The following is a 16,486-nucleotide window of genomic DNA, read 5'->3' as shown; positions in this document are numbered from 1 at the left end:
GGCAGCGAAATTGTATGCCGTATGGTGTATGCCAATAGGTTGCTCGGCTGACGAGGTTGAGATGACGATGCTTGAGGTGCCGGAGACGGCCCTGCGTACTGTTTCCGTCGAGATCGACGGCCGCGCTGTGACCGTGCCGGAGGGCACCAGCATCTACGATGCCGCGAAACAGCTGGACATCGACATTCCGGTGTTGTGCCACGACGAGCGTTACGACCCCGTCGGGGTCTGCCGCATGTGCGTGGTCGACACCGGTGGGCGGGCCTTCGCCGCCGCGTGCGTGCGTCCCTGCGACGATGGCATGCAGGTCAAGACCAGCACGCCGGAGCTGGAGCGCAGCCGGGCCACCCTGACCGAGCTGCTGATCTCCGACCAGCCGCTCCGCGCGGAAGACCCGAAGCAGACGACCACCGGCGACAACATGCTCCTCGATCTCGCCGACCGGTTCGACGTGGCCAAGGAGACGACCGACCTGCCGTGTGGCTCGGGCCGGGGCTTCGACATCTCGAACCCGGTGATCGCCGTCGACCACGACGCGTGCATCCTCTGCGACCGGTGCGTCCGCGCGTGCGACGACATCCAGGGCAACGACGTCATCGGCCGCTCGGGCAAGGGCTACTCGACGAAGATCGCCTTCGACCTCAACGATCCGATGGGCAGCAGCTCGTGCGTCACCTGCGGTGAGTGCGTGCAGGCCTGCCCCACCGGCGCGCTGACCAACAAGCCGATCAACGACATCCCGATCCGGCCCCGCCTGGAGCTCGACGCGGTCGACAGCGTCTGTCCCTACTGCGGCGTTGGTTGTGCGCTCACCTACTACGTCGACCGCTCGCGTGGCGCGATCGCCTTCGCGGAGGGCCGTGACCAGCCCGGCTCGAAGGGCCGCCTGTGCGTCAAGGGCCGCTACGGCTGGGACTACGCGGCGTCGCCGCAGCGCCTGACGGTGCCCCTGATCCGGGTGGATTCGTCCTACCCCAAGGGCCCGCTCTCGGCCGACGTACGCGGCGACACCGGCGAGGGCCGCAGCCGCAACGGCGGTCGCAAGCTGGGCAAGAACGGCAAGGACGGCCGGCGCAAGCCCGGCGGCCTGGTCGACTACGACGAGGTGCTGCCGCACTTCCGCGAGGCCACCTGGGAGGAGGCGCTCGACCTCGTCGCCCGGCGGCTGAGGGGGATCCACGCGGAGCAGGGTCCCGGCGCCATCGCGGGGTTCGGATCCGCGAAGTGCTCCAACGAGGAGGCCTACCTCTTCCAGAAGCTGATCCGGGCCGGCTTCGGCACCAACAACATCGACCACTGCACCCGGCTCTGCCACGCCTCGTCAGTGGCCGCGCTGTTCGAGGGCGTCGGCTCCGGCGCGGTCTCGACCACCTACGGCGATGTCGTCAACGCCGAGGTCGTGATCATCACCGGGTCGAACCCGACGGCGAACCACCCCGTCGCCAGCTCCTTCTTCAAGCAGGCCCGCCGTCGCGGCACGAAGATCATCTATGTCGACCCGCGCGCGAGCGTCGTGGCGGAGCACGCCGACTACCACTGCCAGGTCAAACCCGGCACCGACGTGGCGTTCTACAACTCGGTCATGCACGAGGTGATCCGGCTCGGCCTGATCGACCTGGAGTTCATCAAGGCCCGGGTGTCGAACTTCGAAGATCTGGTCCGCACCGTCAACGACTATCCGCCGGAGCGGGGCGCGCAGATCACCGGCGTCGACGCCGACCTGATCCGGCAGGTCGCGCGGGTCTGGGGCGAGGCCAAGGCCGGGGTCATCTACTGGGGCATGGGCATCTCCCAGCACACCACCGGCACCGACAACGCCCGCTGCCTGATCGCGATGTGCTCGATCACCGGCAACGTCGGCAAGCCGGGCACCGGCCTGCATCCGCTGCGTGGTCAGAACAACGTGCAGGGCGCCTCCGACGCCGGGCTGATCCCGATGTTCTACCCCGACTACCAGGGCGTCGACCGAGACGCCACCCGGCGGCGGTTCGAGGAGGCCTGGGGCACCGAGCTCGACCCCAACCGGGGCCTCACCGTCACCGAGATCATCGGGTCGGTGCTGAAGCCCGGCGGCGTGCGCGGCATGTACATGCTCGGCGAGAACCCGTTCCTGTCCGACCCCAACATCAACAAGGTGCGCAAGGCGCTGTCGCAGCTGGAATTCCTGGTCGTCCAGGACATCTTCCTGACCGAGACCGCCGAGTTCGCCGACGTCATCCTCCCGGCGTCGTCCTACCTGGAGAAGGACGGCAGCTACACCAACACCGATCGGCGCGTGCAGCTGGGCCGCAAGGTGATGGACCCGCCGGGCCAGGCCCGCGTCGACTGGGAGATCATCCAGGACATCGCCCAGCGCGTCGGTCTCGACTGGTCCTACACCACCCCCAGCGAGGTGTTCGACGAGATGGTGGCGCTCATGCCGTCGTACGCGAACCTGCGTCACGACAACCTGGGGCTGACCGGGAAGCTCTACCCCAACGCCGACCCCGAGCACTCCGACGGGACCGTGGTCCTGTTCGACGAGCGGTTCAACACCGACGACGGGCTCGCCCATCTGGTCCCGGCGCAGTGGCTCCCGGCGAAGGAGCTGCCCGACGGCGAATATCCGCTGGTGCTCAACACCGGCCGATTGCTCGAACACTGGCACACCGGGTCGATGACGCGACGGTCCTACGCGCTCGACACGATCTCGCCGATCGCCGAGGTGTACATGCACCCCAAGGACGCCGCCGACCGGGGGCTGGCCCACGGGCAGATGGCCCGCGTGTGGTCCCGGCGCGGCGCCATCGAGCTGCAGGTGCGCATCTCCCACCGCGAGCAGCTGGGCAACTGCTTCATCCCGTTCCACTTCCGGGAGGCGGCGGCCAACCTGCTGACGATCGACGAGATCGACCCGCACGGCAAGATCCCCGAGTTCAAGTTCTGCGCGATCCAGGTCGAGGCGGCGAGATGACCCTGAGTTTCGACCGAGTGCCAGGTGTGGAGGCACGGGCCGGCAAGTTCCCCGGTCCTTCGCTGATCCCGGCGCTCAACGCGATCCAGGCGCGGCTGGGCTGGTTGCCGCGCGAGGAGCTCGAAGAGCTGGCCCGCACCATGAAGCGCCCGCTCTACGAGATCGAGGGCCTGATCTCGTTCTACCCGCACTTCCGCACGACGCCGCCCGCCAAGGTGGCCGTCAACGTCTGCCACGACCTGTCGTGCTGGCTGCGCTCCGCCGACGACCGGATCGCCGAGGTACGCGCCCGGCACGGCGACGACACCGAGATCGAACTCGTCGAGGTCTCGTGCCTGGGCCGCTGCGACAGCGCCCCGGCACTGGCCGTCAACGAGTTCCCCGCGCCGGTCGCCGACGTCGACGCGCTCGTGTCCGCCGCGCGTGACGGCGAACTCGGCGAGGCCGTCGTGACAGGCCGCGCCGAGCCGTGGCCGAACGACCCCTACCCGGCCGGCTCCGATGTCCCGGCCCGCTACGCGAGCCTGCGCGCGCTGCTGTCCGGTGAGCTGAGCGCCGAGAGCGTGGTGGCCACGCTGGAGGCGAGCGGGCTGCGCGGCATGGGCGGCGCCGGCTTCCCCACGGGCCGGAAGTGGGGCCTGGTCCGCGCGGCCGAGCCGGGCGGCATCAAATACGCGATCTGCAACGCCGACGAGTCGGAGCCGGGCACCTTCAAAGACCGTCAGATCCTCACCGACCAGCCCCACCTGGTGATCGAGGGCATCCTGCTAGGCATGGCCGTGGTCGGCGCCGAAGAGGGCTGGATCTTCATCCGGCACGAATACGGCCCCGAGGAGCGCGTGCTCCACGCCGAGATCGAGGCGCTGCGCGCGGCCGGGGTGATCGGCGAGAACGCCTGCGGCAGCGGCCGCCGTCTCGACCTCGACATCTTCGTCTCGCCCGGCGGCTACATCCTCGGCGAGGAGACGGCGCTGCTGGAGTGCATGGAGGGCCACCGCGGCGAGCCGCGCAACAAGCCGCCCTTCCCCGGCAACTACGGCCTGCACGGCCGCCCCACCCTCATCAACTCGGTGGAGACCTTCGCCGACGTGCCGGTGATCCTCCAGCGCGGCGCCGACTGGTGGGCCGAGCAGGGCGAAGGCGACTCCGTCGGCTGGAAGTTCTTCGCCGTGTCCGGGCACGTCGAGAATCCGGGGGTGTACTGCGTGCCGATGGGCACCACGGTGCGCGCCCTGATCGACCTCGCAGGCGGTGCGCTCGACGGGGCCGAGATCGGCGCCGTGCAGCCGGGCGGCGCGTCGTCCAACTTCATCGGCCCCGACAAGCTCGGCCTGGCGCTCGACTTCGGCACGCTCGCCGAGGCCGGGACCATGCTCGGCTCCGGCGCGATGGTGGTGCTCGCGGAGGGCACCGACCTGCTGGCCGCCTCGACGAACGTGCTGCGCTTCTTCCGCAACGAGTCGTGCGGCAAGTGCGTGCCCTGCCGGGTCGGCTCCACCAAGGCCCATGACCTGCTGCGCGACACCCTCGACTCGGGATCCTCCACTCTCGACGACACGAAGAGGAGCCGGATCCTGCAGTTGGAGGAGACCATGCGCAAGACGTCCATCTGCGGGCTCGGCCAAGTGGCGCTGGGCCCGGTCGTATCGGTGCTCGGGCTGAACAAGGGCGGCGCGGCGGCCCGTCCGCAGCCCCGGCCCGAAGGTTCTGAGGAGCAGCCCGACCGGTGAGCGGCAAGGAGTTCTTCACCGCCCGCACCCTGTCCGAGGTGCGGGCCGGTTTCCGGCCGGCCCATCGCACCCCGGTGGAGCGGGTGCCGTTGTCGGACGCGCTGCACCGGGTGCCCGCCGCCGACATCACGGCCCCCGCCGCGCTGCCCGGCTTCGCCCGCTCCACCGTCGACGGCTTCGCGGTCCGGGCGATGGACACCTACGGCGCCTCCGACGGGCTTCCGTCCTACCTCGACCTGATCGGCGCGGTGCAGATGGGGGCCGCGCCCACCGTGGCGGTCCGGGCGGCCGGATGCGTCGCGATGCCGACCGGGGGAGTGATCCCCGACGGCGCCGACGCGGTGGTCATGGTCGAATACACCGCCGAGACGATGCCGGGCACGATCGAGGTCACCCGGCCCGTCGCACCGGGCGGCGGCATCGTGCGCGCCGACGAAGACGTCGTGGCGGGCGGTGTCCTGGCGCCCGCCGGCCGGCCGTTGCGCGCTCCCGATCTGGGGTTCCTCGCCGCGGCGGGGGTGACCACGGTCGCCGTGCACCGCCGTCCACGGGTGGCGATCGTCTCCACCGGTGACGAGGTCGTGCCTCCCGAGACCGTGGCGCTCACGGCCGGGCAGGTCCGCGACGCCACCGCCTCCGCGCTGGCCGGGCTGGTCGCCGACGCGGGAGGCGAGCCGGTGATCGCCGGTATCGTCCCCGACGAACCCGGCGCGCTCAAGGAGCGGCTGACCGAGATCCTGGCCGAGTCCGACCTGGTGGTCGTGTCGGCGGGTTCGTCGGTCGGCGCGCGCGACGAGACGGCCGGAGCGGTGGCCGCCGTCGGCGACATCTGGTGCCACGGGATCGCCATCAAGCCGGGCAAGCCCACGCTGCTGGCCGAGTGCGCCGGAATCCCGGTCATCGGGCTCCCGGGCAATCCGCTGTCCGCATTGGTCGTGTTCGGGCAGGTGGGGATACCCCTGCTGTGGCGCATCGCCGGGTGCGAGACACCGCCACCACAGCCGGGCACGCGGGCGCGGCTGTCGCGCGACCTGGCGTCGGCGGCCGGTCGGCTCGACGTCGTCCAGGTGACGGTCCGCGAAGGCGTGGCGGAGCCGATCTTCGGCCCGTCGGCGCTACTGTCGGTTTTGACCCGTGCCGACGGATACGTGATCGTGCCCGAGCCGGCCACCGGTCTCGACGCGGGCACCGAGGTAGAGGTCGTGTTGTACCGATGAGCGCGGCAAGTCCGTTCGTCTCCGACGTCCCCGCGGCGCAGGCCCACTCCGTCTGGCGCGAGACGCGCGCCGCCGCAGGGTGCCCCGCCCGGGTCGACGCGGTCCGGGTTCCGGTCGGAGCCGCCGTGGGCCGGGTGACTGCCGAGCCGGTGTGGGCACTGCGGTCCTCGCCCGCATTCGACTCCTCGGCCATGGACGGCATCGCCGTCCGCGCCGCCGACACCGTCGGCGCGTCCGAGACCAGCCCCGTGTTCCTCCCCGTCGACGACTTCGCCGTCGTCGACACCGGCGACCCGCTGCCCGACGGGTACGACGCCGTGGTCATGCGCGAGCACGTGCACCGCACCCCGGCGGGGGAGGCGGAGCTCCGGGCGGCCGTCCCGCCCTACCAGCACGTCCGCTCCATCGGTGAAGACATCAGCGCGGGCGAGCTGCTGCTCCCGGAGGGCCACCGGCTGCGCCCCGTCGACATCGCCGCGTGCGCCGCGGCGGGAGCCGTCGAACTCGGCGTCCGCCGCGCGCCGCGCGTGGTGATCGTGCCGACCGGCGACGAGATCCGCCCGATCGGCGCGGAGCTCGCCCCCGGCGACATCCTCGACACGAACTCGATGATGCTCGCCGCGCAGGCACGTGAGGCGGGCTGCGACGCCCGGGTCACCGGCATCGTCCCCGACGACCCGGAAGTCATCACTTCGGTGCTCCGGGAGGCCACCCGCGACGCCGACCTGGTCCTGCTCATCGCGGGCTCCAGCGCCGGACGCGACGACTACACCGCCCGCGTGGTCGCCGGGGCCGGCGTCGTGGCCGTCCACGGGGTCGCGGTGCGTCCCGGCCACCCCGTCGTCCTGGGCGCGGTCGAGGCGACGCCCGTGATCGGCGTCCCCGGCTACCCCGTCTCGGCGGCGCTGACCTTCGACATCTTCGCGGCCCCGATGCTCGCCGAACTGGAGGGCGCAGCCCCGCGCGAACGCCCGTCGGCGACCGCTCACCTGGCCAGGAAACTGCCTTCCGCCATCGGCATGGACGACTGGGTGAGGGTGCGCCTGGGCCGGGTGCGGGATCGGCTCGTCGCCACCCCCCTGCCACGGGGCGCCGGTGTGCTCACCTCGCTCGTCCGCGCCGACGGACTGCTCGTCGTGCCGTCGGGCGTGGAGGGCCATCACGCCGGGGAACAGGTCCGCGTCGAACTGCTGCGCGGGCTGTCGGAGATCGGCCGGACCATCGTCGCGATCGGCTCGCACGATCTGGTGCTCGACCTCGCCGCCTCGGCCCTGCGCGCGGCCGACCCCCTGATCACCCTCGCGTCGTCGAACGTCGGCTCGCTCGGTGGCCTGGTCGCGCTGCGCGACGGCCTGTGCCACGTCGCCGGGTCGCATCTGCTCGACCCGGCCACGGGCGAATACACGCTGCCCTACGTCGACAAACTGTTCGGCGCCGGCGCCGACATCGCCGTGATCAGACTGGTCCACCGCGACCAGGGGCTCATCGTCGCCCCCGGCAACCCGCTCGGCCTTGACGGCGTCAAAGATCTGACCAGGCCCGAACTGCGCTACGTGAACCGGCAGCGCGGCGCGGGCACCCGGGCGCTGCTCGACCACGAGCTGGCCAAACTCGACATCGACCCGGGCGAGGTGCCCGGCTACTCCCGCGAGGAGCACACCCACCTGGCGGTCGCGGCGGCGGTGGCCGCCGGACGCGTGGACGCGGGTCTGGGGATCCTCGCGGCCGCCCGTGCCTTCGGACTCGACTTCGTCCCCGTGGCCCAGGAGCCCTACGACCTGGTAGTGCGGACCGGCGCGCTGTCCGACGGGCTGCTGGCTCCGCTGTGGGCGCTCCTGGATCGGCCCGACTTCCGGGCCGAAGTCGAGGCGCTGGGCGGATACTCCTGCGTCGAGACCGGGCGCCGCATCCGCTGACCAGCGGTGGCGGTTCTTGAACTGTACGAAACGGTATCGTACAGTTCGGGGATGCTGATGGACTCCCCGCCCCGTTCCCGCATGAAGCCCGAGCGCCTGGCCGAGTTGTTCGAGGCCGTGCGCGCGTTGCTGTCGGAAGCCGGCTACGAGCGGCTCACCTTCGACGCGGTGGCGGCCCGTGCCCGAACGAGCAAGGCGACGCTGTACCGGCACTGGGGAGGGAGCAAGGCCGACCTGGTCATGGCCGCCCTCACCCATCAACGCCCGGCCCTGCCCGACTACGCCGGGGCGACCTCGCTCGACGAGGTGTTCGCGGGGATGGCCCGCGCCGGCGGCATCCCGGCCTGCGACCTGCACCTGGGATTCACGCTGTTGCACGCGGCGTCGGCCGACCCCGATTTCGGCGCCGCGCTGCGCAAGGAGATCATCACCCCGGCCGTCGACTCGCTGGCCGCCGTCTTCGAGGCCGCCGCCGACCGTGGGGAGGTCGTGCGCGACTCGCCGCTGTTCCGGCGGCTGGCCTACCTGATCCTCGCCGACCTCGCCTTCTCTCCCCTGATCAGCGGTTGGGAGACGAGCGAGGCGTCCCTGCGGGAGCTGTTCCGGACGATCGTCCGGCCGGCACTCACCTTCACCCGAGGCGGAGAATCGTCATGAGAGTTCTCGTGTACGGCGCCGGGGTCCTCGGCAGCCAGTTCGCCGTCCGCCTCCACGAGGCCGGGCACGACGTCTCGCTCCTCGCCCGGGGCGAGCGCCTGGCTTCCCTGCGCCGGGACGGCGTGCAGCTCGCCGAGGTCGGCAGCCCGGTCGTCAGGCGGGTACCGATGCCGGTGGTCGAACATCCGGCCGGAGGTTACGACCTGATCGCCGTCCTCGTCCGAACGCATCAGGTCGACGCGGCGCTGGAGTCACTCGCCGGCGCCGAGGGCGACGTGCTGTTCCTGCACAGCTGGGCGGCCGGTGCGCAGCCACTGGGCGCGGTGATCGGCCACGAGCGGGTGCTGCTCGGCTTCCCCACGTCCGGCGGCACGATGGACGGCGACGTGGTCCGCTACCGCGCGAGCACCTTCCTGACCCGCCGGGTCGCGATGCCGATCGGCGAACCCGACGGCCGCTCCACCTCGCGACTGGAACGGATCGTGAAGACGTTCCGCGCCGCCGGGTTCAACGCCAGAGCCCAGCCTCACATGGACGCCTGGCTCAAGACGCACGCCGCGTTCGCGGTGCCGCTCGGGCAGGCGGTGCGGGTGGCGGGCGGCCCGGCGACGCTGGCCGACGATCCGGACGCGGTCCGCGGCATGCTCCACCTCATGCGGCGGAACCTAGCCGCCCTGCCGACGCCACCGGTCCCTCGCGGGTTCGCCGCGCTGCGCGCTCTGCCGGAGGGGCTGCTCGTGGCCGTGCTGCGGCGCTTCCTGCGGAGCCCGACGGCCGCGAACAGCGGACTCGGCAACACCTCGCCCGCGGAGTCGGACGAGCTCGAGCGCCTGGCCGAACAGATGCGTATTTAATCCCTGGACGTCCGTCAGCGACGGCTGGTTGGGTTGATCGACCTGTGACGCCAGGACCTACATGCTGGAGACTTTCGTACATATGGCTCATATCGGGATGTTCGCCGTGCCTGCCCATGGTCACGTGAACCCGTCGCTGGCCGTCATCTCCGAGCTGGTCCGGCGCGGCCATCGGGTGACGTTTCCGACCACGGAGGATTTCGCCGAAGCGATCGCCGCATCCGGGGCGCGGCCGCTTCTCCACGACTCCGTCTTCCCCGCCCCCGGGAAGCCGTGGCCGTATGCGGACGACGACATCCTGATGGCCTTCAGGTCGTTCCTCGACGAGGCCGTCCACGTGCTGCCGCAGGTCGAGAAGCTCTACGCCGATGACAGGCCCGATCTCATCCTGTACGACATCGGCGGCTACCCCGGCCGCGTGCTCGCCCACAAATGGGATATCCCCATCGTCCAGCTGTCACCGACCTACGTCGGCTGGGACGGCTACGAGGAGGAGGTCGCGGCCGGCGTCGAGGAGCTCGTGCGTTCGGTGCCCGGGGGCGACGACTACTACGCCGACTTCACGTCCTGGCTCGCCGGGAACGGCATCGAGATTCCGTACGACCACTTCACCGGTCGCCCCCCACGCTGCATCGCGCTGATCCCGAAAGTGCTTCAGCCCAACGCCGACCGGGTCCCCGAGACGATCTCCTTCGTCGGGCCGACCCTCGCCGACCGGGCCCACCAGGGCACCTGGACCCCTCCCGACGAGAAGCCCGTCCTGCTGGTCTCGCTCGGGTCGGCGTTCACCGACCGGCCCGGCTTCTACCGGAACTGCGTCGCCGCGTTCTCCGGACTGGGGTGGCACGTCGTGCTGCAGATTGGGTCCCAGACCGACCCCGCCGCGCTCGGCGAGATTCCGGCCGACGTCGAGGTGCGCCCGTGGGTGCCGCAGCTCGCGATCCTCGCCCAGGCGTCGGCGTTCGTCACGCACGCCGGGATGGGCGGCACGATGGAGGGGCTCTACCACGGCGTCCCGATGATCGCGGTGCCGCAGGCGGCCGACCAGTTCCAGAACGCCGACCGGTTGCGGGAGCTCGGCGTCGGGGCGCACATACCGACGGAGGAGGCCACCCCCGAACGGCTGCGGGCGGCGCTGCTCGACCTCACGTCGGATCGTGACGTCGCCGCGCGGCTGGCCGCGATCAAGGCGGAGCTCCGTGACAACGGAGGCACCGCCAAGGCGGCCGACATCGTGGAGGGCCTGCTCTAGTTGCAGTGGGTCCAGGCGCTCTGCCACGTCGCCTTGGCGAAACCGCCGCCCCAGACGATGCACTTGTTCTTCGCCAGGAGGCGGATCGGGCCGGCGTAGGCGGAGTAGCGGCCCCAGTCGTTGTCGTGGGCGCCCTTCTGGACCTTCAGGACGGCGCCCATCTTGATGGTGGCCGGGATGAGGTTCTTCGACAGGGTCACCACGCAGTTGAGGCCGCTCGCCGGTTCGTACAGGAGATAGGTGGTGGCCCTGCCGCCCTGCCACCTGCGCTGGTCGACGACCGCGAACCCGGCGCCGCACAGACCGGCGGCGGTGTAGGGGTTCGGCTCCTTGACGTTCGGTGCCGGGGTCGGCTGCACCGTGGGGGTCGGCGACGGCGAGGGACTCGGCGACGGGCTGGGGGACGGGGTCACGCTCGGGCGTGGTTTGTCGACCACGGCCGGGCGCTCGGTGGAGGCCTCGGGCGTCGGCGCGGGCAGCGAGGGCTGGGCGGCGACCGGTGACAGCGACGGGCGGGGCGCGCGTTTCGACGGGGTGACCTGGGCGATGACCGGAGCGGCGGTGGGGGCGGCGAGCGGGGTGCCCGGGTCGGGAGTCGTCATGACATAGGCGACGCCGCCGAGGAGAAGCACGGCCGCCGTGCCGGCCAGGACCAGCCTGCCCCTTCGCGGCCCCTGGATGCGGATCGCGGTGGTGTCGCCTCTCAGATAGGCGATGAGCTGGTCGGGGGTCGGGCGGTCGGCCGGGTTCTTGGCCAGGCACCGGGCGATCAGCGTGCGCATCGGCTCTTCGAGTCCGCCCAGGTCGGGCTCGGAGTGCAGGATGCGGTTCAGGACGACCGGGATCGAGTCGGCGCCGAAGGCGGGGCGGCCGGTGGCCGCGAAGACCATCGTGACGGCCCACGCGAACACGTCGGAGGCGGGGCTCGCGGTCGCCTCGCTCAGTAACTCGGGGGCCAGGTAGGCGGGGGTGCCCATGGTGGTGCCGCTCATCGTGGCCTGCGGGGCGTCCAGCGCCTTGGCCACGCCGAAGTCGATCACGACCGGGCCCTCGGGGCCCATCAGCACGTTGGCCGGCTTCAGGTCGCGGTGGGTGATCCCGGCCTGGTGGATCGCCGACAGCGCGGTCGCGGTGGCCAGGCCCAGGCGTTCCAGCGCCGCGCCGCCGCGCGGGCCCTCCTGCTCGACCAGGTCTTTCAGCGACGGTCCGGGGACGTATTCGCTGACGATGTAGGGCCGGTTTCCGGCCAGGTCGGCGTACAGGACGGGGGCGGTGCTGAAGCGGGCCACCCGCCTGGCCAGGCTGACCTCGCGCAGGAACCGGGCGCGGGCGGTCGCGTCGGAGCTGAGCCGGGTGTGCAGCAGTTTCACGGCCACGGTGGTGCCGTCGGGGGTCAGACCCTTGTAGACGACGCCCTGGCCGCCTTCGCCGAGCCGATCGACGATCTCGAACGGCCCCAGCTGCGTGGGGTCGCCTTCCAACATGGGAAGCACGGTATCAGTGGGTCAGATGGCCTTGCCCGGGTTAAGCAGGTTATGAGGGTCGAAGACCCGCTTGATCCCGGCCTGGAGCGAGGCCACGACCGGGCCGCTCTCCAGTTCCAGCCACCGTCGCTTCAGCAGGCCCACGCCGTGCTCGCCGGTGAGGGTGCCGCCGAGGGCGAGCGCGGCGCGGAAGATCTCGTCGGCCGCCGCCCACACGTGGGGCGGGGGCTCGGGCAGGCCGCGCTCGAAGACAAACACCGGGTGCAGGTTGCCGTCGCCGGCGTGGGCGACCGTGCAGATCAGCACGTCGTGCCGGCGCGCGACGGCCTCGATCTCGGCGATCATCTCGGGCAGCTTCGAGCGCGGCACGCAGACGTCCTCGGTCAGGCACGCGCCGATGCGCTCCTTCGCCTGGTAGGCCATCCGGCGGACCGCGATGAGCTCGGCGGCCTCTTCCGGGGTCGTCGACCGGGCCGCGAACGTGGCGCCGTGCTCCTCGCAGAGCGCGGTCATCCGGTCGGCGGCCGCGTCGGCGTCGGAGGCGTCCGACTGGGCCAGCAGCATGCCCTGGGTCGTGGGCTCCAGGCCGATGTTCTTCCAGTCGTCGATCGCCTTCAGGGTGTTGCGGTCGATCAGTTCCAGCATGGACGGCTGGCAGCCCGCCGCGATGATCGCGGCCACCGCCGAGGCGGCGTCGCGCAGCGAGGTGAACTCGGCGGCCACCGTCACCGGTTCCTTGAAAGGAGCGCGCCGCAGGCGGACCGTGGCCTCGGTGATGATCCCGAGGGTGCCCTCCGAGCCGACGAACAGGCCGGTGAGGTCGTAGCCGGTGACGCCTTTCATGGTGCGGCGGCCGGTGTTGATCACCTGGCCGTCGGCGAGCACGACCTCCAGGCCGAGGGCCGAGTCGCGGGTGACGCCGTATTTCACGCAGCGCAGGCCGCCGGCGTTGGTGGCCAGGTTGCCGCCGATGGTGGAGATCTCGTAGGAGGACGGGTCGGGGGCGTACATCAACCCGTGGGCGCGGGCGGCGCGGTCGAGGTCGGCGGTGATGACTCCGGGCTGGACCACCGCCACCTCGTCGGCGGGGGAGAGTTCGACAATCCGAGTCATGCGGGCCAGCGACAGCACGATTGACCCGTCTCCTGCCACCGCCCCTCCGGCCAGCCCCGTGCCGGCGCCGCGCGGCACCACCGGGACCCCGTTGTCGGTGGCCCATTTCATCGTCGCCACGACGTCGTCGCGCGACTCCGCCAGCACCACCCCGAGTACCGCTCCAGGCTGCAGGAACGTGCGGTCACCCGCGTAGGAGGCGGTCACCTCGGGGTCGGTCAGCACACGTCCGGGGGGCAGCGCTGAGATGAGGTCGTCCACATCGCGAAACAGTATCAATCGGCCTGACACCGGCCGTAAGGCGGATGGTCGATATCGGTTTCGTAACATGCCGATTTGACTTTACTTTTCCTTTACCGAGTCATCTAACGTCCCGGTTGCGACTGGTGTGGCTGATTTGCCGTGCCCGTCGTAGCGGTGGCGCGCAAACACCCCCCCCGCGCGCCTCGGAAAAGCCCGGCTGACTACCGGGTGAGGGAGGAACATTTGTCAGCCTTTGCAGCATCCCCTCGCAGAGCACGGCGCTTAGCAGCCATCGTGCCCGCGCTCGGGCTGCTGGCCGCGGGTCTCACCGCGGCCACTGCCCCGGCTTCTGCGGACACCTCGGTGGCCCGCTGGATCCCGTCGCTGAGCGACCACTACATCAACTACTCGCCTCCGCGCGCGCAGTCGGACACCTCTGACAGCTCGGCTGAGAAGCTGAGCGAGGCCGCCAAGGCGAGCCGGCAGACCACTCAGGCCATCGCCGAGGAGATCGACCACAAGTACGCCGGCGGCAACCCGGTCGCCGCCCGCGGCCTGGCGAACAACGAGCGCCGCGCCATCCGCACCGGTCAGAACCCGTTCGACTTCATTTACAAGAAGGCGGGCACGAAGCGTACGGCCAAGCTGCTGACGCTTCTCGTGGAGTTCAACGAGAACGCCAACGACGACTTCTCCGGCTTCACCCGTCCCGTGTCGACCGCCGACATCAACACGTGTGTGACCGAGCCGGCCGGTACGAAGATGAACGGCCCCCTGCACAACAACATCCCCGACCCGGCCACGGCCGCGGGCGGCGGCAAGGACAACAACTCCTTCTGGGTGCCGAACTTCAGCACCGACCACTTCAACAAGATGCTCTACTCCGACAAGGGCATCACCGAGCGCGTCCGCAAGGACCTCAAGGACCCGCGCGACGGTAAAAAGGGCATCGACATCTCCGGCTTCACCATGAAGAAGATGTACGAGGAGATGTCCAAGGGCGCCTACACCGTCTCCGGTGCGGCGATCGGCTGGCTGAAGGTCCCCCACTCCGAGGCCTGGTACGGCGCCGGCGAGTGCGGCACCTACCCGCAGCAGATGGCCGGCCACCCCGACAACCCGGCTGGCCCGGCCACGCTCGGCGTTGACGCGGTGAACGTGCTGGCTCAGCAGCAGCCGAACTTCCCGTGGGCCGACTACGACATCGAGGACACCGCCGACGCCGACGGCGACGGCAACATCCTCGAGCCCGACGGCGTCATCGACCACCTCGTGCTGGTGCACTCCGGTGAGGACAAGTCCGGCGGCGGCGGCGCCGAGGGCACGTACGCCATCTGGGCGCACTCCTCGACCATCCCCGGCGGCTACACCATCCCGGGCACCAACAAGAAGATCGCCAACTACATCGTGCAGCCGGAGGACTCCGGCGTCGGCGTCTTCGCCCACGAGTACGGCCACGACCTGGGCCTGCCCGACCTGTACGACGCCTCCGGCGCCGGTGACAGCTCGGTGGAGTTCTGGGACCTGATGTCGACCGGCTCGCACTCGGGCCCGATCTTCCAGTCCATGCCGACCCACATGGGTCTGTGGGACAAGTGGGTGCTCGGCTGGGCCGACCCCGAGGTCGTCAACCCCGGTGACAGGACCAAGCTCGTCACCATCGGCCAGACCTCGCGGACGCCCAAGCTCACCGAGGACGGCCTGCGCATCAACCTGCCGTCCAAGCACGTCACCATGGCCACGCCCCACTCCGGCGCGAACATGTGGTGGTCGAACAACGACCAGATGTGGGCCGACACCAAGCTGGCCAGGACCATCCAGGTCCCTGCCGGTGACCCCAGGTTCTGGATGTGGAACGACTACACCATCGAAGAGGAGTGGGACTTCGGCTTCGTCGAGGTCTCGACCGACGGTGGCGCCACCTGGACCCAGCAGAAGGTCTACTCGGAGGACGGCGCCCTCGTCACCACCGACGACGGCTACGGCGACCCGAACGGCCGTCTGCACGACTTCGGCCGCAAGTACGGTCTGACCGGCGACACCGGCGGCTGGCGTCACGACTACGTCGACCTGGCTCCGTACGCGGGCACCACCGTTCAGATCCGCCTGGTGTACAACACCGACGAGGCCGCCATCGAGCGCGGCTGGTTCTCCGACGACTTCAGCGTCACCGCCGGTGGCGCGACCGTCTGGAGCGACGACGTCGAGAGCGGCGCCAACGGCTGGACCGGCACCGGCGGCACGTTCACCGACACCACCGGCGCGGGCTGGGTCATCCATGGCGGCTCGCTCAACTCCGAGCAGTACTACCTGGCCGAGTGGCGTAACTACGACGGCTTCGACCAGGGCCTCAAGTACACCTACGACACCACCTGGCAGCGCGACGGCGCCTGGAAGGTCGAGAAGGTGCCCTACAACGCCCCCGGCCTCCTCGTGTGGCTGCGCGACGCGTCGTACGGCCAGAACAACGTCGCGGCCAACCACTTCAACCTGCCGTCGGTGGGTTCGAAGGGCCAGTTGCTCATCGTCGACTCGCACTTCGAGCCGCTGCGCCGCTCCGGCGTCGCCGCGACGAAGGATCCGAGCGCGCTGAAGAACATCCCGATGCGTCCGCAGGCCGCCAACGCCGCCTTCGGTTTCGGGAAGTCCTACCAGTTCAAGGAGTGCCTGGAGCCGGCGGCTGAGCCGTTCAAGGAGTACTGCACCACGTTCCCCGGCCAGAACCCGGTCAAGGAGTTCACCGACGCCAAGACCTGGTACCCGGGCTTCGAGAACCGTCCCGACGGCCTCTACTACCGCTCGCGCGACGCCTCGGCGGTCGTGCCGTCCCACCAGAACCAGGCCTACACGGCCCGGATCGTCAACCCCGACGGCAGCCCGGCCACCGACCTGTACGGCGAGAACGTCAACGGGTTCGTGCTCGGCACCGGCAACCCCGGTGACGAGGCCAAGCAGCTCGGCGTGAAGCTCAAGCTGATCAGCCCGCTGCCGCTGAACCTCGGCGTCATCGTCCAGGTGACACCTTCCAAGAAGTGAACGTAAAGATCGCGTTCGACTGACTGGTGCC

The 16,486-nt window shown here is 70.5% G+C and carries 10 protein-coding genes; 8 read left to right on the top strand and 2 right to left on the bottom strand.

Annotation, left to right across the window (positions count from 1 at the left end):
* Positions 1–61: 61 nt before the first annotated feature.
* The 7 genes from fdhF to AW272_RS12710 all read left to right on the top strand — a co-directional run bounded on the left by fdhF (position 62) and on the right by AW272_RS12710 (position 10,579).
* On the top strand, positions 62–2,953 hold the full coding sequence (gene fdhF, locus AW272_RS12740; protein WP_218010874.1) for a formate dehydrogenase subunit alpha: 2,892 nt from the start codon (positions 62–64) through the stop codon (positions 2,951–2,953).
* A complete protein-coding gene (locus AW272_RS12735; RefSeq protein ID WP_066364023.1) occupies positions 2,950–4,683 on the top strand; it encodes an NAD(P)H-dependent oxidoreductase subunit E in 1,734 nt (577 codons plus the stop codon). The genes fdhF and AW272_RS12735 overlap by 4 nt, the downstream gene beginning before the upstream one ends.
* A complete protein-coding gene (locus tag AW272_RS12730) occupies positions 4,680–5,900 on the top strand; it encodes a molybdenum cofactor synthesis domain-containing protein (protein WP_066364022.1) in 1,221 nt (406 codons plus the stop codon). The genes AW272_RS12735 and AW272_RS12730 overlap by 4 nt, the downstream gene beginning before the upstream one ends.
* A complete protein-coding gene (locus AW272_RS12725; protein ID WP_066364021.1) occupies positions 5,897–7,816 on the top strand; it encodes a molybdopterin biosynthesis protein in 1,920 nt (639 codons plus the stop codon). Before AW272_RS12730 ends, AW272_RS12725 begins: the two co-directional genes overlap by 4 nt.
* A gap of 51 nt (positions 7,817–7,867) precedes the next feature.
* Positions 7,868–8,473: a TetR/AcrR family transcriptional regulator gene (locus tag AW272_RS12720; RefSeq protein WP_083958254.1), complete on the top strand. Its 606-nt coding sequence runs from the start codon at positions 7,868–7,870 to the stop codon at positions 8,471–8,473.
* Positions 8,470–9,327: a ketopantoate reductase family protein gene (locus AW272_RS12715; protein ID WP_066364018.1), complete on the top strand. Its 858-nt coding sequence runs from the start codon at positions 8,470–8,472 to the stop codon at positions 9,325–9,327. The genes AW272_RS12720 and AW272_RS12715 overlap by 4 nt, the downstream gene beginning before the upstream one ends.
* A 61-nt stretch (positions 9,328–9,388) precedes the next feature.
* A complete protein-coding gene (locus tag AW272_RS12710; RefSeq protein WP_439649143.1) occupies positions 9,389–10,579 on the top strand; it encodes a macrolide family glycosyltransferase in 1,191 nt (396 codons plus the stop codon).
* On the opposite strand, the gene AW272_RS12705 is transcribed toward AW272_RS12710, so the two are convergent.
* Together AW272_RS12705 and AW272_RS12700 are read right to left on the bottom strand one after the other, a co-directional pair.
* Entirely contained in the window at positions 10,576–12,063 is a 1,488-nt protein-coding gene (locus AW272_RS12705; RefSeq protein WP_066364016.1) for a protein kinase domain-containing protein, read from the bottom strand. The genes AW272_RS12710 and AW272_RS12705 overlap by 4 nt on opposite strands.
* A 21-nt stretch (positions 12,064–12,084) precedes the next feature.
* On the bottom strand, positions 12,085–13,437 hold the full coding sequence (locus tag AW272_RS12700) for an FAD-binding oxidoreductase (RefSeq protein WP_066364015.1): 1,353 nt from the start codon (positions 13,435–13,437) through the stop codon (positions 12,085–12,087).
* A gap of 276 nt (positions 13,438–13,713) precedes the next feature.
* Here AW272_RS12700 and AW272_RS12695 point away from each other — a divergent pair, with 276 nt between their 5' ends.
* Complete coding sequence (locus AW272_RS12695; protein ID WP_245657474.1) at positions 13,714–16,455, top strand: immune inhibitor A domain-containing protein; 2,742 nt, start codon at positions 13,714–13,716, stop codon at positions 16,453–16,455.
* Positions 16,456–16,486 lie beyond the last annotated feature (31 nt).

The sequence above is a fragment of the Herbidospora mongoliensis genome (genome assembly GCF_001570545.1).
Taxonomy (GTDB): Bacteria; Actinomycetota; Actinomycetes; order Streptosporangiales; family Streptosporangiaceae; genus Herbidospora; species Herbidospora mongoliensis.
Note: the sequence above shows the minus strand (reverse complement) of the source record. Positions and strands in the feature narration are given on the sequence as shown.

Excerpts from the sequence above, each read along its gene's own strand:
- fdhF (WP_218010874.1), top strand. The coding sequence starts at position 62 with ATGACGATGCTTGAGGTGCCGGAGACGGCCCTGCGTACTGTTTCCGTC.
- AW272_RS12735 (WP_066364023.1), top strand. The coding sequence starts at position 2,950 with ATGACCCTGAGTTTCGACCGAGTGCCAGGTGTGGAGGCACGGGCCGGC.
- AW272_RS12725 (WP_066364021.1), top strand. The coding sequence starts at position 5,897 with ATGAGCGCGGCAAGTCCGTTCGTCTCCGACGTCCCCGCGGCGCAGGCC.
- AW272_RS12720 (WP_083958254.1), top strand. The coding sequence starts at position 7,868 with ATGCTGATGGACTCCCCGCCCCGTTCCCGCATGAAGCCCGAGCGCCTG.
- AW272_RS12715 (WP_066364018.1), top strand. The coding sequence starts at position 8,470 with ATGAGAGTTCTCGTGTACGGCGCCGGGGTCCTCGGCAGCCAGTTCGCC.
- AW272_RS12710 (WP_439649143.1), top strand. The coding sequence starts at position 9,389 with ATGCTGGAGACTTTCGTACATATGGCTCATATCGGGATGTTCGCCGTG.
- AW272_RS12705 (WP_066364016.1), bottom strand. The coding sequence starts at position 12,063 with ATGTTGGAAGGCGACCCCACGCAGCTGGGGCCGTTCGAGATCGTCGAT.